The organism is Pigmentiphaga litoralis (genome assembly GCF_048632615.1).
GTDB classification, from domain to species: Bacteria; Pseudomonadota; Gammaproteobacteria; order Burkholderiales; family Burkholderiaceae_B; genus Pigmentiphaga; species Pigmentiphaga litoralis_B.
Map to the genome: position 1 here is coordinate 2,238,509 of NZ_CP184479.1, position 25,470 is coordinate 2,263,978.

The window sequence follows — 25,470 nt, forward strand, 5'->3', positions numbered from 1 at the left end:
CCGTCAGAATCATGGCGGTCACATACCTGCAACATTGCCGCCATACTATCGACATGGTCCAGCAACCTGAATCACACAACCCATGTCCAGCACCATCCTTGTCGTCGAAGACGAACCCGCCATCCAGGAACTGATTGCCGTGAACTTGTCGTTCGCGGGGCACAAGGTGCTGCGCGCGACGGACGCCGAACAGGCCCAGACGCTGATCCGCGCCGAATTGCCTGACCTGATCCTGCTCGACTGGATGCTGCCTGGCGCGTCGGGCATCACCCTGGCTCGCAAGCTGCGCGCCGAAGAGCGCACCAAGGCCGTCCCGGTCATCATGCTGACCGCCAAGGGCGCCGAGCAGGACAAGGTCGACGGCCTGGAAGCCGGGGCCGACGACTACATTACCAAGCCGTTTTCGCCCAAGGAATTGATGGCGCGGATCAAGGCGGTGTTGCGCCGCCGCGCGCCGCAGCTGACCGATGACATGATCACGGTGGCGGGCCTGAAGCTCGACCCCGTCACGCACCGTCTGGCCGGCAACGATGTGCCGCTGGCGATCGGCCCGACCGAATTCCGCCTGCTGCACTTCTTCATGACCCACCCGGAACGCGTGTTCTCGCGTTCGCAGCTGCTGGACCAGGTGTGGGGCGACCACGTATTCGTCGAAGAGCGCACGGTGGACGTGCACATTCGCCGTCTGCGCAAGGCGCTGGAACCCAGCCGCCACGATGGTCACGTGGAAACGGTCCGGGGCAGCGGCTACCGCTTTACCGCGCAACCGGTTCCCGGCGTCCAGCTGAACGACTGAACGGAAAGGGTCCACGCCCTGCCGGGTGCTGCGACAATCCCTTATGGTCTGGATCCGAAATCTCGTTGTTGTTCTCGCCTGGGGCGGCCTTGCCGCGCTGGGACACCCCGTGGCGGGGCATCATGGCAGTTGGGCGCTGTTCAGCTTCGGGCTGGGTACCCTGCTGTGCTGGCACATCTGGCAGTTGTCGCGGGTCACGCGCTGGACGCGCGATCTGAAACGCCCGCCGCCGCCCTCGGCCGGGTCGTGGGACGACGCCCTGGCCCGCATCTACCGGCACCTGCGCAGCCAGGAACGCCAGCTGGCATTGCTGGAAGGCAATGTGCAGGGCTTCCTGTCCGCCGCGCAGGCCCTGCCCGACGGGCTGGTTACGCTGGATGAAGACTTCCATATCGATTGGTGCAACCGCATTGCGCGCCACCACCTGGGCCTGCGGCTGCCCGAAGACCGCGGCCACAGCCTGCTGAATCTGGTGCGGTCGCCGGAGTTCGTGCGGTATGCGCGGCAACTGGAGTGGCCGTCCCCCGTGCTGGTGCGCAGCCCTGGCGCGGGCGACCGGGTGCTGATGGTGCAGCTGATCAGCTACAACAAGCGCCAGCGCATGCTGCTGACGCGCGACGTGACGCAGATCGAAAAGCTGGAAACCACCCGCCGCGATTTCGTGGCCAACGTGTCGCACGAACTGCGTACGCCGCTGACGGTGCTGGCCGGCTTCCTGGAAACCCTGATCGACCTGCCGCCCGACGCCCTGCCCCAGGCGCAACGCGACCAGTACCTGCGAACGATGCACGAACAGGCGCAGCGGATGCAGGCGATCGTGGCCGATCTGCTGACGCTGTCGACGCTGGAATCGTCGCCCGCCACCGACCCGCAACCGGTCGGCATGCCCGGCCTGATCCGTACGGCGCTGTCGCAGGCCGAGGCGCTCTCCAACGGCCGGCACACCCTGGCCAGCGAGATCGACCCGCAACTGGATGTGCTGGGGTCCGGCAGCGAACTGTCGTCGGCCATCTCGAACCTGCTCATCAATGCCGTGCGGTATACCCCTGATGGCGGCAAGGTGACCGTGCGCTGGCACACGGAAGCCGACGGAAGCGCGCGGTATTCGGTCACGGATACGGGTATCGGCATCGCGGCGCACCACCTGCCGCGGCTGACCGAACGGTTCTACCGCGTGGACCGCGGCCGATCGCGCGAATCGGGCGGCACTGGACTGGGGCTGGCGATCGCCAAACACATTGCCATGCGCCATGGCGCCGAACTGGAGATCACCAGCGAGGTCGGGCGCGGCAGTTGCTTCTCTCTCCACTTTCCGCGGACACGCCTGACCGACGGCGACCGCTCCTGAGCGGATCACGCACTCCTCGGTGTCGGGCCAGCCGGGAATTCCCCGCCTGGCCGAGGTGGCTTTCTTAACAAAGCCGGCCGAATGTGTGACAGTCGAAGGTTGGACGGCCACCCGCTTCGAATCGAGGCGCCTGCCCGCCCCTATCAGCCCGGAGTTGCCCTGTATGGCGAAAATCGTACTTTTGGAAAATATCCACCCCAGCGCGCGTGAGGTTTTTACCGCCGCGGGGTTTACCGACATCGTGACCTACAACAGCGCCCTGCCGCCTGACTCGCTGCAGGAAGCCATCCGCGACGCCGACGTGGTCGGCATCCGGTCGCGCACGCAACTGGACAAGGCTGCGTTCGACGCAGCGCGCAAGGTGCGTGTGGTGGGATGCTTCTGCATCGGCACCAATCAGGTCGACCTGACGACCGCCATGGAATCGGGCATTCCGGTGTTCAATGCGCCGTTTTCGAATACGCGCTCGGTGGCCGAACTGGTGCTGGCCGAAGCGATCCTGCTGCTGCGCCGCATTCCTGAAAAGAACTTGCGGGTGCATCAGGGCCATTGGGACAAGACGGCCAATGGCTCGTTCGAAGCACGCGGCAAGACGCTGGGCATCATCGGCTACGGCAACATCGGCTCGCAGATCGGCACGCTGGGCGAGCAGCTGGGCATGCGCGTCATTTTCCATGACGTGGAAGCCAAGCTGCCCCTGGGCAATGCTCGCGCCTACGATCTGCCGACGCTGCTGGCCGAGTCGGATGTGGTGACCTTGCACGTGCCGGGTGGCCGTTCCACCGAAAACATCATGAACGAAGGCACGCTGTCGATGATGAAGCGGGGCGCCATCCTGATCAACGCGTCGCGCGGCACCGTGGTCGACATCGACGCGCTGCGCGCGGCGCTGGATACCGGCCACATCTCGGGCGCGGCGCTGGACGTGTTCCCGGTGGAGCCCAAAGGCGTGGACGAACCTCTGGCAAGCCCGCTGATCGGCCTGCCCAACGTGATCCTGACGCCGCACATTGGCGGCAGCACGATGGAATCGCAAGAGAACATCGGCCGCGAAGTGGCGGAAAAGCTGGTGCGTTTCGTGCAAAGCGGCACGACCAAGGGTGCCGTCAACTTCCCGGAACTGCCGTACCAGGAACCGGCCGGCACGGCGCGTATCCTGCACGTGCACCGGAACGTGCCGGGCGCGCTGGCGCAGCTGAACAGCCTGTTCGCCGACGCCAAGCTCAACATCGTCAGCCAGCAATTACAGACCAAGGGACCGGTCGGTTTCGTGCTGACGGATATTGGCGATGCGCCTAGCCCCGACATGATCGAAAAGCTGAAAAGCCATCCGATCACGGTGCGCTGCGACGTGCTGTGAAGCGGTTGCACGACAGGTCTTGCCGGGGCAAGCTGCCCCGACAGGCCTTGGAAAGCGCTGTGCCTGTTGCGGGCACGGCGCTTTTTAATGGCGGGCCGTCATGCTGACGGCACGGAGGGATTCATGGCGGCGGGATTCCGCGCCGACCGCGCGTCGCGCACCGGAGGCTGGCCGAAAGCTCGGCTGTATTCGCGAGTGAATTGCGACACGCTTTCATAGCCGACCTTGAAGGCGGCGCCGCGGGCGCTGGCGCTGTCGGCCAGCATCAGGCGCCGGGCTTCGATCAAGCGCAATTGCTTCTGGAATTGCAGGGGCGACAGCGACGTGACTGCGCGGAAGTGGTGGTGGAAGGACGACGGGCTCATCCCCGCCACGGACGCCAGCCGTTCGATGGCAATCGGCTGTGCGTAGTCGGCGCGCAGCACGGCCACGGCCCGGGCGATCCGCTGCACATGCCCCTCGGGCCAGCCCAGGCGGCGAATGGCCGGACCATGCCGGCCAGCCAGCAACCAATAGTGCATTTCCCGGACGAGCTGGGCCTGCAGCACGGCGATCGCGGCTGGGCGGTCGAGCAGGCGCATCATGCGCAGGGCGACGTCGGCCACATCGGGTTCGGTGGGTTCGACGTGCACCGCCGCGCCATGCCGATCCTGTGCAGAACCGGCCATCCCTGCTTCTGACATCTGTGCCGTCAGATCGGCGATCACCGCGGGGTCCAGCACCAGCGCCAATGACAGATAAGGCGCGGGGATGCTGGCCTGCGTGATCTGGCTGACCGTGGGTACATCCACCGCGATCAGCAGGGAATCGCCGGCGGTGAATGACACGGTGTGCGTGCCGGCGGCGACCTGCTTGCTTCCTTGCAGCACCAGGCAGACCAGGGGACGCGAGATGTCGTACATCAGTCCGCTGGACGTGTGGGCGCGAATCAGCACCAGGCCGTCGATCGGCGTCTGGGCCACGCCATCGGCGCCGGCATGAAATTGGGTATAGCGGCGGACCGCATCGAGCAAGGTGTCCATGGCTGCCAGTCTAGTGCGGCGCGCACCGTGGCGACAGCGGTCTGGAGGATCGGGCAATAGTGCGCGAGGTTCTGGCAACCCGGCAAGGTCTGACGGCAGGACACTGGAACCCCTGCAATCACCCTTCCTAGGACGCCAGACATGACCTCTATTGCACTCATTACCGGCGGCAGCCGCGGCCTGGGCCGCAACATGGCGCTGCACATCGCCCGTCAGGGCGGTGACGTCATCATCACCTACCAAAGCCGGGAGGCGGACGCCCGCGCCGTGGTGGCCGAGGTCGAATCGCTGGGCCGCAAGGCCGTGGCCTTGCAGCTGGACAGCGGCCATGCGGCGGCGTTTGCCGCCTTTGCCGACACGGTGCGCACGACGCTGGCCGTTATCTGGCAGCGGGATCGGTTCGATCACCTGGTGAACAACGCGGGGCATGGCGACATGGCGCCGATCGCCGAGACGACCGAAGCCCAGTTCGACCGCCTGTTCGACGTGCATGTGAAGGGAGTGTTCTTCCTGACGCAGGCGCTGCTGCCGCTGGTGGCCGACGGCGGCCGGATCGTGAACCTGTCCACCGGATTGACCCGGTTCGCGTTTCCAGGTTTTGGCGCCTATGCGGCCGCGAAAGGCGCGGTTGAAGTCCTGAGCCTCTACATGGCCAAGGAATTGGGCGGCCGCGGCATTGCGGTGAATGCCGTGGCGCCGGGCGCGATTGAAACGGACTTTGGCGGCGGCGCGGTGCGCGACAACGCCGACCTGAACGCACAGTTTGCCGGGTTGACGGCCCTGGGGCGGGTCGGCGTGCCCGACGATATCGGCGCGATGGTCGCCAGCCTGTTGACCGACAACAATCGCTGGATCAACGCCCAGCGAATCGAAGTGTCAGGCGGGCAGAGCATCTGATCCCGATCATCCGCCGATCAGGTGCCTATCATCCGCCGATCAGCGGAAAGATCCCGAACACCAGGCCTGCCACCAGCATCAGCGCGCAGATCAAGATGCCCCACTTGATGGTGAACTTCTGGTGATCGCCGAATTCGACGCCCGCCAGGGCTACCAGCAGGTAGGTCGATGGCACCAGCGGGCTCAGCAGGTGAACGGGCTGGCCCACCAGGGATGCGCGGGCGATCTCGACCGGTGAAATGCCGTAGTTGCCGGCGACCTGCGCAATGATCGGCACCACGCCGTAGTAGAAGGCGTCGTTCGACAGGAAAAACGTGAACGGCAGGCTGAGTACGGCGGTGATCGGCGCCAGATAGGGGCCAAGCGCCGGTGGCAGCAGCGCCAGTGCGCTCTTGGCCATGGCTTCGATCATGCCGGTTCCGGCCAGGATGCCGGTAAAGATGCCGGCGGCAAAATCACCGCAACTACCGCCAGCACACTGTCGGCATGCGAGGCGATACGGTCGCGCTGGGCCTTCATGCCCGGATAGTTGATCAGCAGCGCGATGGCAAACCCGATCATGAACAGCACCGGCAGCGGCAGCACGCCGTAGATCAGCGCAATCATCAGGGCGAGCGTCAGCGCGGCATTGACCCAGATCAGCTTGGGACGCTTGGCGGCTTCGGTTTCCGATTGCAGGGCGTCTTCTTCGGTGTTGCGGCTGGCGTCGTCGTCCACGGGCGGACGGGCCACCGTCGCGCCGGACCCGCTCGGCAGACCCGTTGCCAAGGCAGCGCCCCCACCGGCCATGGCCATGGCACCCGTGCCCGCCTTGTCGCCCACGTAGTCGATACGGCCAATACGTGCGCGTTCACGGAGCCCCAGCCAGAACGAGATCAGGATCACACCCATGGCGCCGACGATCATGGCGGGGATCATCGGCACGAATACATCGCCAACGTCCAGATGCAGCACGGCCGCCGCACGCGATGTCGGACCACCCCAGGGCAGGATGTTCATGACCCCGCTGGACAGCATGATCACGCAGGCCATGACCAGCGGACGCAACCCCAGCTTGCGGTACAGCGGCAGCATGGCCGATACCGTGATCATGTAGGTCGTGGATCCATCGCCATCGAGCGAGACACCCAGCGCCAGGATGGCCGTGCCGATCACGACCTTGAGCGGGTCGCCACGGACCAGCTTCAGCATGCCGTTGATCAAGGGATCGAACAGGCCCGCGTCCAGCATCAAGCCGAAATACAGGATGGCGAACATCAGCAGCACGCCGGTCGGCGCGATCTTGCGGATGCCGTCCAGCATGAAACCGCCCACGTCGGCGTAGAACCCGCCAAGCAACGCGAACGCAATGGGAACGATGATGAGTGCGACCAGGGGAGACAGGCGCTTGGTCATGATGAGCGTCATGAACGTCACCACCATCGCGAAACCGAGGAATGTCAACATAAGGGAACCGTTGCACCAACTGTCAAAGTGCCGCGATTGTAGGATGTTGCATAGCAACACCCCTCCCCCAGACGCACTGACTAGGGGAATACCCTAGGAACAATTTCCTATGTTTGGGGCACCGCTGCCAGGTTTTGCACCAATTCGGTGAAATACCGAGCCAGAAGACTCACAGTAAGCTCACGATGGGCGACGAAGGCAGCGGTTTCAGTACCTGCGGAAATTCTTGGGGCGGCCCAGAAAGGATCCGGAAAGTGCCGGTCGTCGCGCCAGCGGGGATCACATGCCAATGCACGTGCGGCACCATATTCCCGAACGAGGCCAGATTGATCTTGTCGGGCGCAAGGATGTCTCGCTGCGTCTGTTCCACCACCCACACCACGTTCATGATGTGCGCCCGGTCGGCAGGCGACAGATCGGTCATTTCAGCTACGTGGTCACGCCAGATGACTCGGGTGAATCCAGGATAGTCCGGTTCGTCGACGCGGATGACATAACACCGGTCATCGGACCAGATGACAGGATGGGATGCGGGATGGCACAGCGGACAGCCAGGGGCGGAGGGAGTCGCGGACATGAAGGTGGGGCCGTCCAGAAAGATCAATCGAACAGGCAGGCTATCACGCAGGCGGACCTACGGAGCAGCGCGCATGGCCGACGAGATTTCCTGGAGACCCCATGACCGAAAAGACATCGACGAGCAGACTGCTCGCGGTGGATCCGCCTGGCAACGCCGGATCAGACGTCGGTCCAGGCCATGGCGCGGCGGCGCTTTTGCGTCTGGTCGATGAAGCGCTGCAGCGAGCGCAGGGCCATGCCGTCCAGGCCGTCCATTTCACAGCCCAGCCGGCCGCCTGGCTGCTCGTTCTTGAGCGGGCTGACGTGCATCACACGCAGGTTGGTCGTGAAATAGGTGTCGGCGTCCAGTTCGATGTCGACAGACACGACTTCAGTCCCGGCGCCCAGACTGGCGGCGCCTTCGGGCATCAGCAAGGCGACACCCGTCACGCTGACATCGATCACCCGCAGTTCGATCGGGTCGGCGGCGGGGCCGACGCGAAATCGCGCCACCGGTGGCGGCGTATGCAGCGGACGGACACGGAAGTTGGACCGACGCTGGAAACGATACAGCTGCAGCGGGAAGGTGCAGGTCAGCACCTGCGTGCTGCCTTCGCCCTTGACGCGCATCAGGCCATGCACTTCGAACTGGATCTTGACCTGTTCCAGGTAGCCGACGGCGAATACTTCGTTGGACGACAGGACGCGTTCAAGCTGCGGGTCGACCAGGTCGGCGCCCAGGCGCACGACCCGCTTGGCGCGGTCCACGTCCCAGACCGTGGTGGTGTAGCTGGCGCCCCCGGCGTGGTCAGCGCCACCAGCACGTTCTGATCGGCCATCTGGTTCAGCAGGGTCTGGATTTCCAGCGGCTGGGAAATCCGGTAGTCCTCGAGGCCCTCGCTCGTCAGTCGTTCGGGCACCAGCGGCAACGCAGTCGTGTCGGTCATGGAAGTGTGGGAGCAAGGGTGCAAGGGCGGGTTATGCCTCGTTAACGAACACATCCCCGCTTACTTGAGCGCTATTTCCACCAGTCAGCACTTACACCAGCACGCGCTCGATACCGCCATCGTTGGCGACCTTTACGTAGTTTTCCATCCAGTCCTTGCCAAGCAGATGGCGCGCGATCTCGACCACGATGTAGTCGGCATCCAGGCTGGCGTCTTCGTTGTACCGCTTGAGCCCCTGCATGCACGACGGGCAGGACGTCAGCACCTTCACGTCGCCGTCGAAGCCATCGGCCCGCAGCGCGTCGGCGCCCTTGCGCAGTTCTTCTTCCTTGCGAAAGCGCACCTGCGTGGAAATGTCCGGCCGGGTCACGGCCAGCGTGCCCGACTCGCCACAGCACCGTTCGCTTTTTCGACGTCGGGACCCACCAGCGCCTTGACCGTCTTCATGGGCTCCTGCAGCTTCATGGGCGTATGGCAGGGGTCGTGGTACATGTAGCGCGTGCCCGTCACCCCTTCCAGCTTGACGTTCTTTTCCAGCAGATATTCGTGGATGTCGATCAGGCGGCATCCCGGAAAGATCTTCTCGAATTCGTAGCCGGCCAGCTGGTCGTAGCAGGTGCCACAGCTGACCACCACCGTCTTGATATCCAGGTAGTTCAGCGTGTTGGCCATGCGATGGAACAGCACGCGGTTGTCGGTGATGATCTTTTCGGCCTTGTCTTCCATGCCGTTGCCGCGTTGCGGGTAGCCGCAGCACAGGTAGCCCGGGGGCAGGACGGTCTGCACGCCCACGTGCCACAACATGGCCTGGGTCGCCAGGCCCACCTGCGAGAACAGGCGCTCGGACCCGCAACCCGGGAAATAGAAGACAGCTTCGGTATCGGCGCTGGTCGCCTGCGGGTTGCGGATGATCGGGACGTATTTGGCGTCTTCGATATCCAGCAGCTTGCGCGCGCTTTGTTTGGGCAGGCCGCCCGGCATCTTCTTGTTAATGAAGTGCACGACTTGCTCGCGCATGGGCGCCTTGCCGACCGTGGCCGGCGGCAACTTGGTCTGCTTGCGGGCGAACTTGCCCAGCACGTCATTGGCCAGCCGCTGGGCCTTGTAGCCGATGTCCACCATGGCCGTGCGGGTCGCATTGATGGTGCGCGGATCCTTGGCGTTCAGGAAGAACATGGCCGCCGTCGTGCCCGGGTTGAACGACTTCTTGCCCATGCGGCGCAGCAGGCTGCGCATCTTCATGGACACGTCGCCGAAGTCGATATCGACCGGACAGGGCTTTTCGCACTTGTGGCAGACCGTGCAGTGGTCGGCCACGTCTTCGAATTCTTCCCAATGCTTGATGCTGATGCCGCGCCGCGTCTGCTCTTCGTACAGGAAGGCTTCGACCAGCAAGGACGTTGCCAGGATCTTGTTCCGGGGCGAGTACAGCAGGTTGGCGCGTGGCACGTGGGTCGCGCACACCGGCTTGCACTTGCCGCAACGCAGGCAGTCCTTGATGGCGTGAGAAATCTCGCCAATGTGGCTTTGCTGCATGATGAGCGATTCATGGCCCATCAGGTTGAAGCTGGGCGTGTAGGCATGACGCAGGTCGCCGCCCGGCATCAGCTTGCCTGCATTGAAGTGATTGTCGGGGTCCACGCGGCGCTTGTAGTCCTGGAACGGCGCCAGTTCGGCTTCCGACAGGAATTCGTACTTGGTGATGCCGATGCCGTGCTCGCCCGAAATCACACCGTCCAGCGACCGCGCCACGTCCATGATGCGCACGACCGCCTCGTTGGCTTCCTGCAGCATTTCGTAGTCGTCGGAATTGACCGGCAGGTTGGTGTGCACATTGCCGTCGCCGGCGTGCATGTGCAGCGCGACGAACACGCGCCCCTTGAGCACCTTGTCGTGGATTTCCTGCGCCTTGGCCAGGATGGGCAGATAGGCCGCCCCCAGAAAAATGCGCTGCAGCGGCGCGCGCAGCTCGGCGCGCCACGAAATTCGCACCGTGCGGTCCTGCACCACGTCGAACACCCGCGCGTCGGGCTGGCGCTGCAGACGTTCCTGCAAGGCGGGCAGCGTATTGCCCAGGCCAATGCGGGCGAATTCGCCCAGCGTATCGGCCAGCGGCAGATCCATGTTGCGCAGAACCCAGTTCCAGCGTTCGCGCACGGCGCTCAGCAGTTCCAGCGCCTGCACCGGCCGGTCGCCCAGCAGGTCTTCCGGCGACAGCTTGTCGCCCTCGCCGTCCTCGCTCTTGCCCAGCGGCAGGTCGCCGTCGAAGAAGGGCATCAGCTGATCGATCAGCTTGAGCTTGTTGCGCGTCGACAGTTCGATGTTGATGCGTTCGACTTCGTCGGTGTACTCGCCCATGCGCGGCAGCGGGATCACCACGTCTTCGTTGAGCTTGAAGGCGTTGGTGTGGCGCGCGATGGCGGCGGTGCGCGACCGGTCGGCCCAGAACTTCTTGCGGGCTTCGGGACTGATGGCAACGAAGCCTTCGCCATGGCGCGTGTTGGCCAGGCGCACGACTTCGGACGCGGCCACGGCCACGGCGTTGTCGTCGTCACCCACGATGTCGCCGATCAGCACCATCTTGGGCAGGGTGCCGCGCTTGCTCTTGGTGGCGTAGCCGACGGCGCGCAGGTAGCGCTCGTCCAGGTGTTCCAGGCCGGCCAGGATCGCGCCGCGCGCCATGCCTTCGCCGTCCAGGTAGTTCTTGATCTCGACGATCGACGGAATGGCGTCGCGCGCCTGACCGAAGAATTCCATGCAGACGGTCCGCACGTGTTTGGGCATGCGATGCAGCACCCAGCGCGCCGACGTGATCAGGCCATCGGTCCCTTCCTTCTGGATGCCCGGCAGGCCCGACAGGAACTTGTCGGTCACGTCCTTGCCCAGGCCTTCCTTGCGGAACACGCGGCCGTGGATCTCGAGCGTTTCGCTGCGCAGCGGACGCTCGCCCGGGGCGTGCGCGCCATCGGACCAGATGCATTCGAAGCGGGCCACCGCCACGTCGTGGATCTTGCCCAGATTGTGGTCCAGGCGCGTCACTTCGAGCCAGTTGCCCTGCGGGTCCACCATGCGCCACCAGGCCAGGTTGTCGAGCGCGGTGCCCCACAGCACGGCTTTCTTGCCGCCGGCGTTCATGGCGACGTTGCCGCCCACACAGGACGCTTCGGCCGACGTGGGGTCGACGGCAAAGACAAAGCCCGCCTTGTCGGCCGCGTCGGACACGCGTTTGGTGACCACGCCCGCGCCGGAGAAGATCGTGGCGACCGGCTTGTCGACCCCGGGCAGCGGGCCGAGCTCGACTTCGCTCAGGGTTTCCAGCTTTTCGGTGTTGATGACGGCCGACTTCCACGTCAGCGGCACGGCGCCGCCCGTGTAGCCCGTGCCACCCCCACGCGGGATGATGGTCAGCCCGAGCTCGATACAGGCGCGCACCATGGCGGCGATTTCGAGTTCGGTATCGGGCGTCAGGACGACGAACGGAAATTCCACCCGCCAGTCGGTGGCGTCGGTGACGTGGGACACGCGCGACAGGCCGTCGAACTTGATGTTGTCCCGCCGCGTGATGCGGCCCAGGGTCTTGAGCGCCCGGCGACGGAGTTCGGCCGTGTCGGAAAATTCCAGTTCGAAGGCCTGCACCGCGGCCCGCGCCATGTCGAGCAGGCGGCCCACCTTGCCGTCGCGTTCGCTGTCGGCGGGTTCGCGGCGGCGCTGCACCTCGCGCAGGCGGTGTTCCAGCGCGTCGACCAGCGCGCGGCGGCGCTTGGGATTGTCGAGCAGGTCATCCTGCAGATACGGATTGCGCCGCACCACCCAGATATCGCCCAGCACTTCGTACAGCATGCGGGCCGATCGGCCCGTGCGCCGTTCTCCCCGCAGGTCGTTCAGCATGTCCCAGGCTTGCGGCCCGAGCAGGCGCTGAACGATCTCGCGATCGGAAAACGACGTGTAGTTGTAGGGGATTTCGCGCAGCCGGGTAGCGGCGGGCGGAGCGACGAGGTCGAGAGGCAGCGGGGCGTTCATGATGGGTAAAACTTCTTCCCTTGGGCCGTCATTCTAGCCGACGGCCCGATGTGCAGGTGGGGAAAGCCCGACAGGACGGGCAAAGGCGAGTCATCCGCGAGGCGGTGGCCGGGCGGCGGGCGCGGGTGACGCTGGCGGAAATCGTCAGCCGAACCGAGCGTTATAGCTTTTTCGGAGAATCCGACACTGACGACGCCGTCGGGCGTCAACAACACCGGCCGCTTGACAAGGGTCGGCTGCGCGGCGATCAGCGCCAGCCATTCGTCATCGGTCTGGGGATTCTTGACCGGGTCCGGCAGGTTGCGCCAGGCCGTGGACGATCGGTTGACCAGCGTTTTCCATCCGCCTACCTGGGCCGACCAGTCTTGCAGGGTAGCGGCCGGCAGCGGCGCCTGGCGGTAATCGACGAAGTCGTGCGCGATGCCCTGGGCGGTCAGCCACTTGCGCGCGTTCCGGCAGGAATCGCAGTTGGGCAGGCCGTAGAGCGTGGTCGAGGTCATGGAACGGATCGCATACAGAAAGGGGTGGCCGAAACCGATGTTACCGGCGGGGCCCCCGCGCGGTCAGTTCGGCGAAAACATCCACAGCAACGCTGCGGTCATGGTGATGTACCGGGCCAGTTTGCCAATCGCCATGTACAGCACGCTGGGCCAGAAATCGAGCTTGAGCCAGCCGGCCACGGCGCACAGCGGATCGCCCACCAGCGGCACCCATGACAGCAGCAGCGTCTTGGGACCCCACCGGTCCAGCCAGCGCCTGGCGTGTGCGTGCCAGCGGCCGTGCTGGGCATGATCGCCATGATGAAGCTCGATCGGCCGCGGCGGCCCGTGGTGCCCTTCGGCCAGGCGGTGCGCTTCGTGGCGGTGCCGCAGGCGGTCCACGCCGTTCTTGGCGGCGCGGCCCATCCAGTAGCTGATCATGCCGCCCACCGTGTTGCCCAGGGTGGCCGTGGCGACCGCGTACCAGAACATCTCAGGCGATATTTTCACATATCCGAACACCGCCGGCTCGGAACCGAGCGGCAGCAGCGTCGCCGAGATCAGGCTGACGACGAAAATCGCCGACAGCCCGACCTCGGGCAACGCCAGGGTGGCGAGCAGCCAATTGACGGAGGATTGGATCCAGGCTTCCATGCGCGGTGTCCGAACGGGGCGCGGTTGCTACGGCGTGGCAACCGCGCCCTGCCCGCCTCACTCCATCCGGATGTCGGCTTCTTTTACCAGCGTCGACCACTTGGTCGATTCGCTCGCGATGAAGGCACCGAAGGTCTCGGGCGTGCCGCCGCCCACCTGGCTGCCCGAATCGAGAATGGCCGTCTTGAGCGGACCGGCATCGAGCAGCTTGTTGATTTCGGTGTTCAGGCGCTTCAGGATGGCTGGCGGAGTACCCGCCGGGGCAACGATGCCCTGCCAGTTATACGACTCGAACCCGGTCAGGCCCGACTCGGCCAGGGTCGGCACGTCGGGCAGCACGGCCAGGCGCTTGGTGGACGTGACGGCCAGCGGCCGGATCTTGTTGGCCTTGATCGACGGCAGCGCCGCATAGCCCATCTCGAACATCATGGGAATGTGCCCGGCCAGCAGGTCGGTCGCAGCCAGGTTGCCGCCCTTGTAGGGCACATGGACGATGTCGATCTTGGCCTGCATCTTGAACATTTCGCCCGACAGATGGTGTGCGCCGCCGACGCCCGACGATCCGAACGCCAGCTTGCCCGGCTGCTTCTTGGCCAGGGCGATCAGTTCCTGCACGGACTTGGCCGGAACCGAATTGGCCACGCTCAGGATCAGCGGACCGGTTTCGATCAGCACCACGGGCGCCAGGTCTTTCAGGGGCTGGTAGGGCAGGTTCTTCATCAGGCTGGGGTTGACCGACAGCGGGGCCAGGTTGCCCATGCCGATCACGTAGCCATCGGGGGCGGCCTTGGCGATCGCGTCCGTGCCGATCACGCCACCCGCGCCAGCCTTGTTTTCCACCACCACGGTCTGGCCCAGGGCCTTGCCCAGTTGCTCGCCGATCAGGCGCGCGCGGGTGTCGGCAAAGCCGCCAGCCGCATACGGGACGATCAGGCGGATTGGCTTGCTGGGGTAGTCGCTTTGCGCGTGGGACGGGGCGGCCGCCGCGAACGCGGCAACGCCTGCCAGTGCGGCAACCAGGGAAGTGAGTCGAGGCAGACGGCCGGTCTGGCGCGTCGTGAAGGAATAAGGCATGCGTGCTCCGTGTCGTGCTGTCGTTTTTGTGTCCGGCCCGCTCGCGCGGCGGACCGTCGGGCAGAGCATATCCCAGGTTGCGGGCGCCCCCGTACGGCAGGTGGTCAGCCCCCACCCTTGCTCACGATTTTTTCCTGCCTGTACAGATGTGTCACACTATTTGGCTTCGCCAACCGCTTACGCATCCACCGCCATGTCTACCGACTACCTCAAGCGCATCCTGACCGCCAAGGTCTACGACGTTGCCGTCGAAACCGCCCTCGACCCTGCCCCGCAGCTGTCGGCGCGCATTGGCAACACGGTGCTGCTCAAGCGGGAAGACACGCAATCGGTGTTCAGCTTCAAGCTGCGCGGCGCCTACAACAAGATGGCGAACCTGCCGCCCAAGGTCCTGGCGCGTGGCGTGATCGCCGCGTCGGCCGGCAACCATGCCCAAGGCGTCGCCCTGGCGGCGCAGCGCATGGGCTGCCGCGCCGTGATCGTCATGCCGGTCACGACGCCGCAGGTGAAAGTGGACGCCGTGCGCGCCCGCGGCGCCGACGTCGTGCTGTTCGGCGAAAGCTTCACCGACGCCTACCACCATGCCAAGGAACTGGAAGCCAAGCAGAAGCTGACCTTCGTGCATCCGTTCGACGACCCGGACGTGATCGCCGGACAGGGCACCATCGGCATGGAAATCCTGCGCCAGCATCCCGGCCAGCTCGATGCCATCTTCGTGGCGATCGGCGGCGGTGGCCTGATTTCCGGCGTGGCGGCTTACGTGAAAGCGCTCAGGCCCGAGATCAAGATCATCGGCGTGCAGACCGAAGAATCCGACGCCATGATGCAAAGCGTGCGCAAGGGCCGCCGGGTGACCCTGCCCGACGTCGGCCTGTTTGCCGACGGCACCGCCGTCAAGCTGGTGGGCGAGGAAACCTTCCGCCTGGCGTGCAAGTACGTGGACGATTTCGTGGTGGTCGACAGCGACGCCATCTGCGCGGCGATCAAGGACGTCTTCCAGGAAACCCGCAGCGTGCTGGAACCGTCGGGCGCGATGGCCGTGGCCGGCGCCAAGCAATACCTGGCCGCCAACAAGTGGAAGAACAAGACCGTGGTGGCGATCGCCTGCGGCGCCAACATGAACTTTGACCGCCTGCGATTCGTGGCCGAACGCGCCGAAGTGGGCGAGGCGCGCGAAGCCGTGTTCGCGGTGACCATGCCCGAAGAACGCGGCAGCTTCCGCCGCTTCTGCGAACTGGTCGGCGGCCGCAGCGTGACCGAATTCAACTACCGCATGGGCACGTCGGCCAAGGCGCACGTGTTCGTGGGCCTGCAGATCTCGGCGCACGGCGAGTCGGCCAAAATTGCCGCCAACTTCCGCCGCAACGGCTTTACCGCGCTGGACCTGTCGCACGATGAACTGGCCAAGACCCACCTGCGCCACATGGTGGGCGGCGCGGCGCCGATGGCCGACAATGAACTGCTGTACCGCTTTGAATTTCCCGAGCGGCCAGGCGCGTTGATGCGTTTCCTGAGCTCGATGTCGCCCACCTGGAACATCAGTCTGTTCAACTACCGGAACCTGGGCGCGGACTATGGCCGCATCCTGGTGGGCCTGCAGGTGCCGCCGTCGGATCAACAGGCCTTTGCCGATTTCCTGAAGGACCTGGGCTACCGGTACTGGGACGAGTCCAAGAATCCGGCCTACGCGTTGTTCCTGCGCTAAGCGTTCTTACGGTCTGACAAAAGCCTCCTGCATGGAGGCTTTTTTCGCCTGGGCGCAAGGCGACTGGCGCCGCGAGGTGCATTGGCCGTACCCGGTTCACGAATCGTGAATTGCCGAACCACGCCCCGCGCGTTGTTCGGCTGGGGGCCTCTCTGTAGATTGCGTCCACCCCGCAATACGGCCGCTGTTTGCCGTCGGTGGCCGTCAATGACCCGATACGGGCCCCCAGGAGACACCCCATGAACACCCACGCACCCGATGCGCCCAAGGCGTCGCGCCAGACTCGCAAGGCGACCGCCAGCGGCTGGATCGGCTCCGCCCTCGAGTACTACGATTTCTTCATCTACGCGACCGCCGCGGCGCTGATCTTTCCGCAGATCTTCTTTCCCAAATCCGACCCGAAGGTCGCCATCATTGCGTCGCTCGCCACCTATGGTGTCGGCTACGTGGCGCGGCCGATCGGCGCCGTCGTCCTGGGCCACTGGGGCGACACGGTCGGCCGCAAACGCGTGCTGATCCTGTGCATGTTCCTGATGGGCCTGTCGACCGTGGCCGTGGGGCTGTTGCCGACCTACGACCAGATCGGCCTGTGGGCGCCCGCCATGCTCGTGGCGCTGCGCCTGGTGCAGGGCTTTGCGGTGGCCGGCGAAATTTCCAGCGCCAGTTCCATGATCCTGGAACACTCACCGTTCGGCCGCCGGGGCTTCTATTCCAGCTTCACGCTGCAGGGCGTGCAGGCCGGCCAGGTGCTCGCCGCCGCCGTGTTCCTGCCGCTGGCGCACTACATGTCGCCCGACGCCTTCCTGTCGTGGGGCTGGCGCGTGCCGTTCATCATGAGCTTCCTGGTTATCGTGGCCGGCTACATCATCCGCCGCCAGGTGCACGAAACCCCCGTGTTCCGGGAAGTGGACGCCAAGGGAAAGGTGCCCAAGGCGCCGGTGATCCAGGCCGTGACCGACAGCTGGCGCGACATGCTGCGCGTGACCTTGTGCTCGCTGATGAACGTGATTCCCGTCGTGGCCACCGTGTTCGGCGCTGCCTATGCCGTGCAGCCCGGCTACGGCATCGGCTTCGCCAAGGACGTCTATCTGTGGATCCCGGTCATGGGCAACATCCTGGCCGTGCTGGTGATCCCGTTCGTGGGCAACCTGTCGGACCGCATCGGCCGCCGCCCGCCCATCATCGTGGGCGCCCTGGTTTCCGGCCTGCTGTCGTTCGGCTACCTGTATGCCATCAGCATCCACAACGTGCCGCTGGCCATCGTGTTGTCGCTGCTGATGTGGGGCGTGGTTTACCAGGGCTACAACGCCGTCTTCCCAAGCTTCTATCCCGAAATGTTCCCGGCGCGCACCCGCGTGTCCGGCATGGCGATTTCGCAGAACGTCGGCACCGCCTTCACCGCCCTGCTCCCCGCGCTGTTCGTGACGGTGGCGCCGCCCGGGTCCACCGACATTCCGTTCACCATCGGCATGATCACCCTGAGCATTTGCGGCATTGCGGCGCTGTCGGCGTGGACGGCCCGGGAAACCTACCGCGTGCGGATGGATGACCTGGGCAATCCGCAGGCCCAGCCGGTGGACAAGGCCGAATACCTGCGGCTGCGCGCCCAGACCATGGCGAAGGGAGACGCGGGCGACCCGGCCGCGGTGCCGCCGACGCCGGCGCGCCATTGATCATCAGGACGCCGCCATGATCTCAGGAACGACCCGGCTCATTGCCCACATCGGCTACCCCACGGAAAGCTTTCGAGCGCCGATGATCTACAACCCCTGGTTCGACAGCCAGGGCATCGATGCCGTAGTGGTGCCTATGGGCATCCGCGCCCAGGACTATCCCGCGACCTTGTGCCAGTTGTTCACGCTGACCAATCTGGCGGGCGCGCTGATCACCATGCCGCACAAGATCACCACCCTGGATCTGGTCGACGAAGTGACCACCACGGCCCGGGTGGCCGGCGCGTGCAACGCCGTGCTGAAGCGGGCCGATGGATCGCTGCTGGGCGATATGTTCGACGGCGCAGGCTTCGTGCGCGGCGTGCAGCGCAAGGGCATCGCACTGACCGGCGCGCGGGTGCTGGTGTCGGGCAATGGTGGCGTCGGCTGCGCCATTGCCGCCTCGCTGGCTGCCGCCGGTGTGGGGGAACTGGCGCTGTATGACGTGTCGGACGCGTCGTCCCACGCCCTGGCCTTGCGGCTGTCTCGAGCACTATCCCGATCTGGTGATCCAGACGGGATCGAACGACCCGGCCGGCTTCGACGTGATCGTCAACGCCAGCCCGCTGGGCATGCAGCCCGGCGACCCCCTGCCCTTCGACGTGTCACGCATCGATCCCCGCATGTTCGTGGGCGAGGTGGTGATGAAGGAAACCATGACGCCGCTGCTGAAGGCGGCGCAGGCGAAGGGCTGCGGTTTCCAGGTCGGTACGGACATGCTGTTCGAGCAGATCCCGGCCTATCTGGAGTTTTTCGGGTTCGGAACGGCGACGGCGGACGAGTTGCGAAAGGTGGCGCGGTTGCCGGCGTAACCAGACCGCGATTTCCCAGACGGCGTCTGGGAAATCGGCTGGCACGCGGCACCGCGATGCCGGAGGTATCAGAACAGGTACGATGCGCTCAGCAACACCCCACGCGGCGCACCCGGCATGCTGTTCGACCGCCAGTAGCGCTTGTCCAGCAGGTTGGTCATGGCCAGCGTGACGGTCCAGGGCATCGGACGCCAGCCAATCGAGGCGTCAACGCGCGCGTAGCCGGGCATGCGGCTGGTGTTGGCCAGGTTTGCCCATTGGGGGCCGACGAAGGTAGCGCCCGCTTCCAGATACCACGCCGGCGCAGGCACGTAGCGCACGAACAGGCTGCCGTTGAAGCTGCCCGTGTTGGCAAGGTGCCGCCCTGTGTTGGCCGGCGTCATGCGGTCCTCACGCACCGTGCTGCGCTGCAGACCCACCCCACTGCGCAGATACCAGTCCGCGGAAACGCGTCCCGATGCACTGAACTCCATGCCGCGCGACCCGTCCGAACCGCGTACGGCGAACGTGTACGGATCGTTGGTCGCGTCAGGCTGGTATCTGACGTTGTAACGACGCAGGTCGTACACCGCGAACTGGGTCGATACACGTCCGTCCAGCCAATCGCTTTTGATGCCCGCCTCGTATTGGCGCGAATATTCAGGTTCCGCATCAAACACGGCGCTGGGCGCAGTCGACACACTCAACATGCCGCGTCCGCCATACGGCGCGAAGCTCTTGCTATACGATCCATACACGCTGTGCGCGTCCAGCGGACGCCACACCAGCCCGACGCGCGGGCTCCACGTTTGTCCGCTGTGATGGCGCTGCGCGCCGGTAATACGATTGGTGCTGTGGAAGCGGTAGCTGTCAAAGCGGACGCCCGTGAGCAATGTCCACTGTGGTGTCAGCGTCATCACGTCTTGCAAGTACGCGGCGCGTGATGTGGCGTCGTGCCGGTTGTGCTGCGTGGGGGCACCCTGCGGCGGCCGTATGACCCAGCCTGCGGGGCCTGGGGGATCGTACGGGTCGATGAATGAATTGGACGAACCGCTGGATAGGCGCGGACTGCGTTCTTCTTCGGTCGCTTCGACCCCCATAAGCAGTTCGTGTTGCACTCCAAACGTGGCCAGCTTGCCCGACACATCAAGAATGTGTGTCTGCGTTACATTGCGCGTCTGCTGCCATGCGTAATTCTGACGGACGCGGCCGGGCCAGGTGCATGACTGGCCTGCACTGGTCTGGCGTGCGGCGTTGCAATAGGTGCCGGCAAAGTAGTGGTCGAAGTCCTGATCTGCCTGGCGATGGCTGGCTATCCAGCGCACGGACCAATCCTGACTGAACTGCCACGACACGTCCGACCGAAACATGCGCAACGTGTCCTGGATGTAGTCGCCTGGGTGCGCAAAGCCATTGCGCACTGAAACGCCGGCAGGCAGATTGTCGTAGCCGGGGCCCCGGTCAGGCACGCGCCAGACGTCGTCGTGGGTGTATTGCGCGACCCATTTGAGGCCGCGCTGGTTGTCGTAAAGGAGGCTGGGCGACACCATCGTGTTGCGGTTGCGGATGCCGCTGCGAAACGCGTGCGCCTGCTCACGATCGGCGCTTAAGCGCACCGCCCAGTTCGGCGACAGCACGCGATTGACGTCGAAGTTCGCGCCTCGGTTCTGCCACGAGCCGGCGCGCAAGCCGACACTGCTGACGGCATCGAAGCTGGCCTGTTTGCTGATCAGATTGACGACGCCCCCACCTGCCCCGCGGCCGTACAACACCGCGGCCGGCCCTTTGAGTACTTCGATCCGCTCGACGTTGGCCGTGCTGCGGCGGACCTGTCCACTTTCGCGGATGCCGTCGCGGTAGAAGTCGCCGTAGCTGGCTTCGAAGCCGCGGATCATGATTCCTTCGCCGCGGGTGTCGTAATAGCTTTCCACCCCGGGTACGCCTTGCAGCATGACGCTCAGGTCGTTGATGCCATAGGCTTTGAACTTGCTGACTTCGATCGAATCGATGGTCTGAGGGATGTCCTTGACCTTCATGTCCGTGCGTGTGGCAGTGGATACGCTGCGTGCACGCGCGTCGTCCGGGTCGAGTGCATCGACGCTGACCTGGATGGTCGATAAGGTGCGGGACGCGTTGGCTGCCTCGGCGCCGTCCTGGCGTTGTGACCCGGACTGCAACTGCCTATCGACGTGCGCTTGCGATGGTGGCGACGCCGAGGACGGCTGCGCTTGCGCCTGTGCTCCGGCGAGTCCTGCGCCCAGCATCCACCCGATCGTCAGGCACTTGCGCGGCCACTGACCTCGACCACGCCTCAATGACATCTCCATTTCGCGCTCCCTGCTGCGTGGCGCAGCAAAAAGCGGTCATGGGACCATGATCTTCCAAGCCGAAATATTGTGAATGATTCTTATTTACTAATAACCCAAGGTTGGATTGACGACCAGTTTTTCTGATGCATTCTTTCTTAGGCACCGCCTTCTACGGCGTCAGCAACACCCCCAAACGGGCTGTGCCGATAGAACGGGCCAAGGTCGTCGGCCAACTGACCCACCACCTCTTTCCAACGCGCGGCGGGGGCGTTGCCCTCTAGGCTCGCGCGGACCTGGGCGATCAGTTCGGCGCGCATGCGGGCTTCGTCGACCGTTATGACGCGGCCGTCTGCAACAACCTGTCGGCCGCCGACATACACCTCCCGCACGTGCCCGGCATGGGCGCGCGCGAGGAGGATGTCGAGCGGGTCGACGTCGTCGAACAAGGCGTCGTCGTCCACGGCGTCCCAATCCAGCACCAGCAGGTCGGCGGGGGCGCCGACGACGAGGCGACCGCCGGATTCCGCGGCGCTATCGTTAACGGTTCGGCCGGCCATGTTGCCAACCCGACTGCTATCGGAACGGCCGCCACGGGCCGACGGGGCGCGCTCTGCGGTATCCGCCAACGCACCCGCCACGCTGCCCTGCAGCTTGCCTGCTTCCCTGCGCTCTCCTTCCATTCCGATCACACTGCGCCGCCCGTTGCGCGCGGCGAAGCGCCACAAATCCGCGGGGGTCATGTCGACGTCGTAGCCCCAGCCGCGGTGCAGGGCGTAGGCCAGGCGCATTTCGCGCAGGGCGTCGTCGTCTTCATCGAGGGCGAGGCCGTCCAGGCCCATGGCGACGCGGCAGCCCTGGCGCAGCATCTCGCCGACGGGGGCGATGCCGGACCGGATGCCGAGGTTGGAGCTGGTGTTGACGGCGATGGTGACGCCGCGCTCGGCCAGTAGCACAAGTTCGTCGGGCCGCGCCCAGACGCAGTGCGCGAGGGTGAGGCGCGGGCTGAGCAGGCCGATGTCGTCCAGGTAGCGGACCATGCCGTCCGGAAAGGTGCGGTCGGCCCACTCGCGCTGGTAGCGGGTTTCGAGCAGGTGCATGTGCACGGGCCGGCCGGTGTCGGCGCTGGCCTGGGCAATGGCGGACAACAGAGGGGTGCTGCACCATTGCACGCCGCCGGGGCCGTATTGTAGGGTGACGTGGCTGGTGTAGCCCCCGGCGCGCAGCATGTCGCCCACGTCGTCCACGCGCGCCAGGTAGTCGGCGGGCGACAGGGGCGATGGTTTCAGGCGCGCGGCGACGTCGTCGCGAATGTCGGGGCGCACGGCGGCAAGTACGGTGGCGTCGTCGGCATAGCCGATGGCGTGGCGGTCGCTGATCGCGACGGCAAAGCCGATGTTGACGCCGACGTCGCGGGCCGCGCGGGCGACGGCCTCGGCTTCGTCGACATACGGCAGGCTGCCTTGCACGCGGGTGTAATGGACCATGAGGTGGGAGACGCCGTGCCGGACCGATCGCGCAAAGGACGTGGCCGCGCCCAGGTAGGGGTCGGCCGGCGGCGTGACGCCCAGAAAGGGCAGCCAGCCTTCCAGGGGCGTGCAAAGGCGCCCAGGGTGGCGCTGCGGAAGGTGCGGGCGTGGTCGTGCGCGTTGGCCAGCGCGGGCAGGATGAGACGGCGGGGTGCCGCGGGCGACGTGTTCGGTGCGGCATCCCGGGAGGCGCCCGGTGCCACATCCGGTGCGGCGTCCCGGGAGGTGCCCCGGGTGGCGTCCCGTGAGGCGCCCGAAGCCTCGTTGATCGCCGCGATCCTGCCGCCTTCGATGACGACCTGGACATGCTTGCGAGCCGCTTCGACCCCCGGGTCGGCCAGCAGAAAATCGGCGTCAAGGACGAGGGCGCTGGCGGCACCCGATGAATGTGGACTGCGTGGGTCTGTCATGGCGCCCTCCCCTTTTCAACCCTGCACCAGGATAGCCCCGCAGCCTTCATGCCGCAGGGCTATCCCCGTTGTTAAGCGGATCGCGATCCCGGCCTGGCGAGCAGGGTCGCGACCATCATGCTCGTTTACTTGGCCGAGAACTGACGTTCCGCCAATGGCGGCAGGAAGCTGCGGTCGAACACGTCTTTGGCCGCGGGTTTGGCCGTCAGTTCGAAGGCCTTGGCCAGCTGGTCGATGGACCGCGCAAAACGTGCGTCGTTGACGTCACCCACGCCGTTCTTCATGGCTTCGGGCGTCAGCACGACGTTCTTCAACGCGTACATCAAGCGGCGCTTTTCCAGATCTTTGTTGATAAGCGGCTCGCGCTTCGCCAGGGCGTCGATGGCGGCATCGGGGTTGGCGATGGAATCGCGCACGCCCTTGTTGATGGCCCGCACAAGGCCGGCCACGACTTGCGGTTTGTCCTTCACCAGCTGGCGGGACACGAGCACGCCGTTGCCATACAGGTCGATGCCGTTGTCCGAATAGTTGATCCAGCGGATGTCTTTGTCGGGGTCCACGTTCTGGGCGACCAGGTTCATGTAGCTGGTGACGGTGAACACGGCGGATGCGTCGACCTGGTCGCGCAGCAGCATCTGTTCTTGCAGGTTGGGAGCCATATTGGTCCACGTCACTTTGGACGGATCGATGCCGTTCTTTTCGGCCAGTACCAAGAACATTTTGTAGGCCGCGCCGCCGGCGGGCGAGCCGATCGTCTTGCCCTGCAGATCCTTGACCGTGCGGATGTTGCTGCTGGCCTTGGTCATGATCGCGTAGGGCGCGGTGTTGTACAGCATGTAGACCATGACGGGCGCCTGATCGGGGCGCGTGGCGGCGGCTTGCACGATGGCGTTCACGTCGCCAAAGGAAGCCTGGTAGGTGCCGGCCATGACCTTGGTCACGGCATTGGCCGACCCGTCACCCTGGTCAACGACGAGGTCGATTTTTTCTTGCGCGAAGTATCCCTTGTCCATGGCCAGGTAGTACCACGCGTGGATGCCCTGGTGCTTCCAGTCGAGCACGAACTTGATCGGCGTCACAACAGCCGGCGCTTGCGCCTGGGCCATGATCGGTGCGAACACGGAGGCGACGAGCGCGCCAAGAAGCACGCGGCGGAGCGGAACGAAACGCATGGTGGAGATCCTGGTGAGTGGAAGAAAAAGGGGTCGCTGGCCGGACGGGCTCCCGGGTGGATTATCGGAAGCACGCCGGCGCGGAAAGACCGGCAGCCTGTTGGCCGATTGCCTCAGATCGCTTCGAACAGCACGTCTTGCGCGCCTTCCCACAGCACCTTCTTGCCCAGGGCTTGCAGGTGTTCCTTGCCCTCGACCAGGGTCAGGAAGTGGTTGCCGGCGAGCTGCCCCATGCGGCTGGAAAACGAGCATGGGCCGTAGGCCAGGATGATCTCGGTTTCGCTGTAGCCGCCCGGATAGAACAGGATGTCGCCCTTGGACGGATGGCTGGTGTGGTTTTCGAAGTCGACACCCAGGCGGAAGTCGCCCAGCGGAATCCAGCAGCCTTCGCCGCTCCAGCGCACGTGGATCAGCTTCTGTCTGTAGGGCAGCAGCTTTTCGAAGGCGGCGACGGTCAGCGGCGCGTCGGGGTGCGTTTCGGCAATGAAGGTGTAGCCGCCCGCGGTCATGCGGATGCGTTTGATCGGCGAGGCAGTGGCGCCTGCGGTACCGCTGTTGCTGTCGGGCGTGTTCGGTGTCGTCATGCTCGTCTCCTGGCTCACGCTTTTTCGATCCATTTGGTGACGGTGGGCGCTTTCCAGTCGGCCAGTCCGTCGAGCAACGATGCCGGGTCGGCATCGATGACGATCATGTCGCGGTGTTCGGTCTTCAGGAAGCCTTCGTCCACCGCGCGCGTCAGCATGGCGCGCATGGGGTCGTAGAAGCCCCGCACGTTGAGCGCACCGCAGGCCTTGGTGTGGTCGCCCAATTGCGTCAGCGTGGCGGCTTCGAACAGTTCTTCAAGCGTGCCCAGACCGCCCGGCATGGCAATGAACGCGTCGACCAGATCGGCCATGCGCGCCTTGCGGGCCCGCATGTCGGTCACGATTTCATGTTGCGTCAGCTTGGGATGCAGATGACCCCGGTCGTGCAGCCGTTGGTTGATGATGCCAACCACTTTGCCGCCGGCTTCCAGCGCCGCGTCGGCCATCAAGCCCATGAGGCCCTTGTGCGTGCCGCCGTAGACCAGGGTCAGTCCGCGGCAGGCGATTTCGGTGCCCAGGGCGCGGGCGGCATGGGCGTATTCAGGGGATGCGCCAAAGTTGGATCCGCAAAAGACCGCCACGCTTTTGAGCAAGGTGGGCGACGCGGTGATCGCGTCGATGGGAGAAGTCGATGTCGTCATGAAGATTCTGGAAAGGTTG

At 65.1% G+C, this 25,470-nt stretch carries 15 protein-coding genes and 5 pseudogenes; 7 read left to right on the plus strand and 13 right to left on the minus strand.

Annotated elements, in window-relative coordinates; all coding sequences use genetic code 11:
- Positions 1-82: 82 nt before the first annotated feature.
- The 3 genes from phoB to serA all read left to right on the plus strand — a co-directional run bounded on the left by phoB (position 83) and on the right by serA (position 3,504).
- A complete protein-coding gene (phoB, locus tag ACNANG_RS09865) occupies positions 83-796 on the plus strand; it encodes a phosphate regulon transcriptional regulator PhoB (RefSeq protein ID WP_189616763.1) in 714 nt (237 codons plus the stop codon).
- Between the two features lie 43 nt (positions 797-839).
- The gene (phoR, locus tag ACNANG_RS09870; RefSeq protein WP_420227041.1) at positions 840-2,144 is read left to right on the plus strand and encodes a phosphate regulon sensor histidine kinase PhoR; all 1,305 of its coding nucleotides are present in this window, start codon (positions 840-842) and stop codon (positions 2,142-2,144) included.
- 163 nt (positions 2,145-2,307) lie between these two features.
- Complete coding sequence (gene serA, locus ACNANG_RS09875) at positions 2,308-3,504, plus strand: phosphoglycerate dehydrogenase (protein ID WP_420227042.1); 1,197 nt, start codon at positions 2,308-2,310, stop codon at positions 3,502-3,504.
- Positions 3,505-3,602: 98 nt separating this feature from the next.
- Here serA and ACNANG_RS09880 read toward each other — a convergent pair whose 3' ends face one another.
- On the minus strand, positions 3,603-4,526 hold the full coding sequence (locus ACNANG_RS09880) for an AraC family transcriptional regulator N-terminal domain-containing protein (protein WP_420227043.1): 924 nt from the start codon (positions 4,524-4,526) through the stop codon (positions 3,603-3,605).
- Positions 4,527-4,667: 141 nt separating this feature from the next.
- Between ACNANG_RS09880 and ACNANG_RS09885 the strand changes: the two genes are divergently transcribed.
- Complete coding sequence (locus ACNANG_RS09885) at positions 4,668-5,423, plus strand: SDR family NAD(P)-dependent oxidoreductase (RefSeq protein WP_420227044.1); 756 nt, start codon at positions 4,668-4,670, stop codon at positions 5,421-5,423.
- A gap of 28 nt (positions 5,424-5,451) precedes the next feature.
- Here ACNANG_RS09885 and ACNANG_RS09890 read toward each other — a convergent pair.
- From ACNANG_RS09890 to ACNANG_RS09920, 7 genes and pseudogenes are all read right to left on the minus strand, one after another.
- Positions 5,452-6,869 (minus strand): annotated as a pseudogene (locus ACNANG_RS09890) (CitMHS family transporter).
- Positions 6,870-6,976: 107 nt separating this feature from the next.
- Positions 6,977-7,446: pseudogene (locus tag ACNANG_RS09895) on the minus strand (HIT family protein).
- A gap of 161 nt (positions 7,447-7,607) precedes the next feature.
- On the minus strand, positions 7,608-8,195 hold the full coding sequence (locus tag ACNANG_RS09900; protein ID WP_420227045.1) for a flagellar brake protein: 588 nt from the start codon (positions 8,193-8,195) through the stop codon (positions 7,608-7,610).
- 270 nt (positions 8,196-8,465) lie between these two features.
- A pseudogene (locus ACNANG_RS09905) lies at positions 8,466-12,394 on the minus strand (DUF3683 domain-containing protein).
- Between the two features lie 167 nt (positions 12,395-12,561).
- A pseudogene (locus tag ACNANG_RS09910) lies at positions 12,562-12,894 on the minus strand (arsenate reductase); the annotation flags it as partial.
- 63 nt (positions 12,895-12,957) lie between these two features.
- Positions 12,958-13,527 (minus strand): YqaA family protein, encoded by a 570-nt coding sequence (locus ACNANG_RS09915; protein ID WP_420227046.1) that lies wholly within the window; start codon positions 13,525-13,527, stop codon positions 12,958-12,960.
- Positions 13,528-13,584: 57 nt separating this feature from the next.
- Positions 13,585-14,565, minus strand: coding sequence for a Bug family tripartite tricarboxylate transporter substrate binding protein (locus ACNANG_RS09920; RefSeq protein WP_420227501.1), 981 nt, complete (start codon positions 14,563-14,565; stop codon positions 13,585-13,587).
- A 229-nt stretch (positions 14,566-14,794) separates the two neighbouring features.
- Here ACNANG_RS09920 and ilvA point away from each other — a divergent pair, with 229 nt between their 5' ends.
- The 3 genes and pseudogenes from ilvA (at position 14,795) to ACNANG_RS09935 (ending at position 18,830) form a co-directional block, all read left to right on the plus strand.
- A complete protein-coding gene (gene ilvA, locus ACNANG_RS09925) occupies positions 14,795-16,306 on the plus strand; it encodes a threonine ammonia-lyase, biosynthetic (RefSeq protein WP_420227047.1) in 1,512 nt (503 codons plus the stop codon).
- A gap of 239 nt (positions 16,307-16,545) precedes the next feature.
- Positions 16,546-17,979: an MFS transporter gene (locus ACNANG_RS09930; RefSeq protein ID WP_420227048.1), complete on the plus strand. Its 1,434-nt coding sequence runs from the start codon at positions 16,546-16,548 to the stop codon at positions 17,977-17,979.
- Positions 17,980-17,995: 16 nt separating this feature from the next.
- Positions 17,996-18,830 (plus strand): annotated as a pseudogene (locus ACNANG_RS09935) (shikimate dehydrogenase family protein).
- A 68-nt stretch (positions 18,831-18,898) separates the two neighbouring features.
- On the opposite strand, the gene ACNANG_RS09940 reads toward ACNANG_RS09935, so the two are convergent.
- The 5 genes from ACNANG_RS09940 to ACNANG_RS09960 form a co-directional block, all read right to left on the minus strand.
- Positions 18,899-20,986: a TonB-dependent receptor gene (locus ACNANG_RS09940; protein ID WP_420227049.1), complete on the minus strand. Its 2,088-nt coding sequence runs from the start codon at positions 20,984-20,986 to the stop codon at positions 18,899-18,901.
- Positions 20,987-21,273: 287 nt separating this feature from the next.
- Positions 21,274-22,707 carry an amidohydrolase family protein gene (locus ACNANG_RS09945; RefSeq protein WP_420227502.1) on the minus strand — a complete coding sequence of 478 codons (1,434 nt, stop codon included), beginning with the start codon at positions 22,705-22,707 and terminating at the stop codon, positions 21,274-21,276.
- Positions 22,708-23,179: 472 nt separating this feature from the next.
- Positions 23,180-24,226, minus strand: a complete 1,047-nt coding sequence (locus tag ACNANG_RS09950) for an ABC transporter substrate-binding protein (RefSeq protein ID WP_420227050.1) — start codon at positions 24,224-24,226, stop codon at positions 23,180-23,182.
- A gap of 113 nt (positions 24,227-24,339) precedes the next feature.
- Positions 24,340-24,750: a DUF3830 family protein gene (locus ACNANG_RS09955; protein WP_420227503.1), complete on the minus strand. Its 411-nt coding sequence runs from the start codon at positions 24,748-24,750 to the stop codon at positions 24,340-24,342.
- Positions 24,751-24,824: 74 nt separating this feature from the next.
- Positions 24,825-25,451 (minus strand): TIGR00730 family Rossman fold protein, encoded by a 627-nt coding sequence (locus ACNANG_RS09960; RefSeq protein ID WP_420227051.1) that lies wholly within the window; start codon positions 25,449-25,451, stop codon positions 24,825-24,827.
- Positions 25,452-25,470: the final 19 nt, after the last annotated feature.

Bases quoted from the DNA above. Each gene is read 5' to 3' on its own strand.
- phoB (WP_189616763.1), top strand. From the start codon at position 83: ATGTCCAGCACCATCCTTGTCGTCGAAGACGAACCCGCCATCCAGGAA.
- phoR (WP_420227041.1), top strand. From the start codon at position 840: ATGGTCTGGATCCGAAATCTCGTTGTTGTTCTCGCCTGGGGCGGCCTT.
- serA (WP_420227042.1), top strand. From the start codon at position 2,308: ATGGCGAAAATCGTACTTTTGGAAAATATCCACCCCAGCGCGCGTGAG.
- ACNANG_RS09880 (WP_420227043.1), bottom strand. From the start codon at position 4,526: ATGGACACCTTGCTCGATGCGGTCCGCCGCTATACCCAATTTCATGCC.
- ACNANG_RS09885 (WP_420227044.1), top strand. From the start codon at position 4,668: ATGACCTCTATTGCACTCATTACCGGCGGCAGCCGCGGCCTGGGCCGC.
- ACNANG_RS09915 (WP_420227046.1), bottom strand. From the start codon at position 13,527: ATGGAAGCCTGGATCCAATCCTCCGTCAATTGGCTGCTCGCCACCCTG.
- ilvA (WP_420227047.1), top strand. From the start codon at position 14,795: ATGTCTACCGACTACCTCAAGCGCATCCTGACCGCCAAGGTCTACGAC.
- ACNANG_RS09930 (WP_420227048.1), top strand. From the start codon at position 16,546: ATGAACACCCACGCACCCGATGCGCCCAAGGCGTCGCGCCAGACTCGC.
- ACNANG_RS09950 (WP_420227050.1), bottom strand. From the start codon at position 24,226: ATGCGTTTCGTTCCGCTCCGCCGCGTGCTTCTTGGCGCGCTCGTCGCC.
- ACNANG_RS09960 (WP_420227051.1), bottom strand. From the start codon at position 25,451: ATGACGACATCGACTTCTCCCATCGACGCGATCACCGCGTCGCCCACC.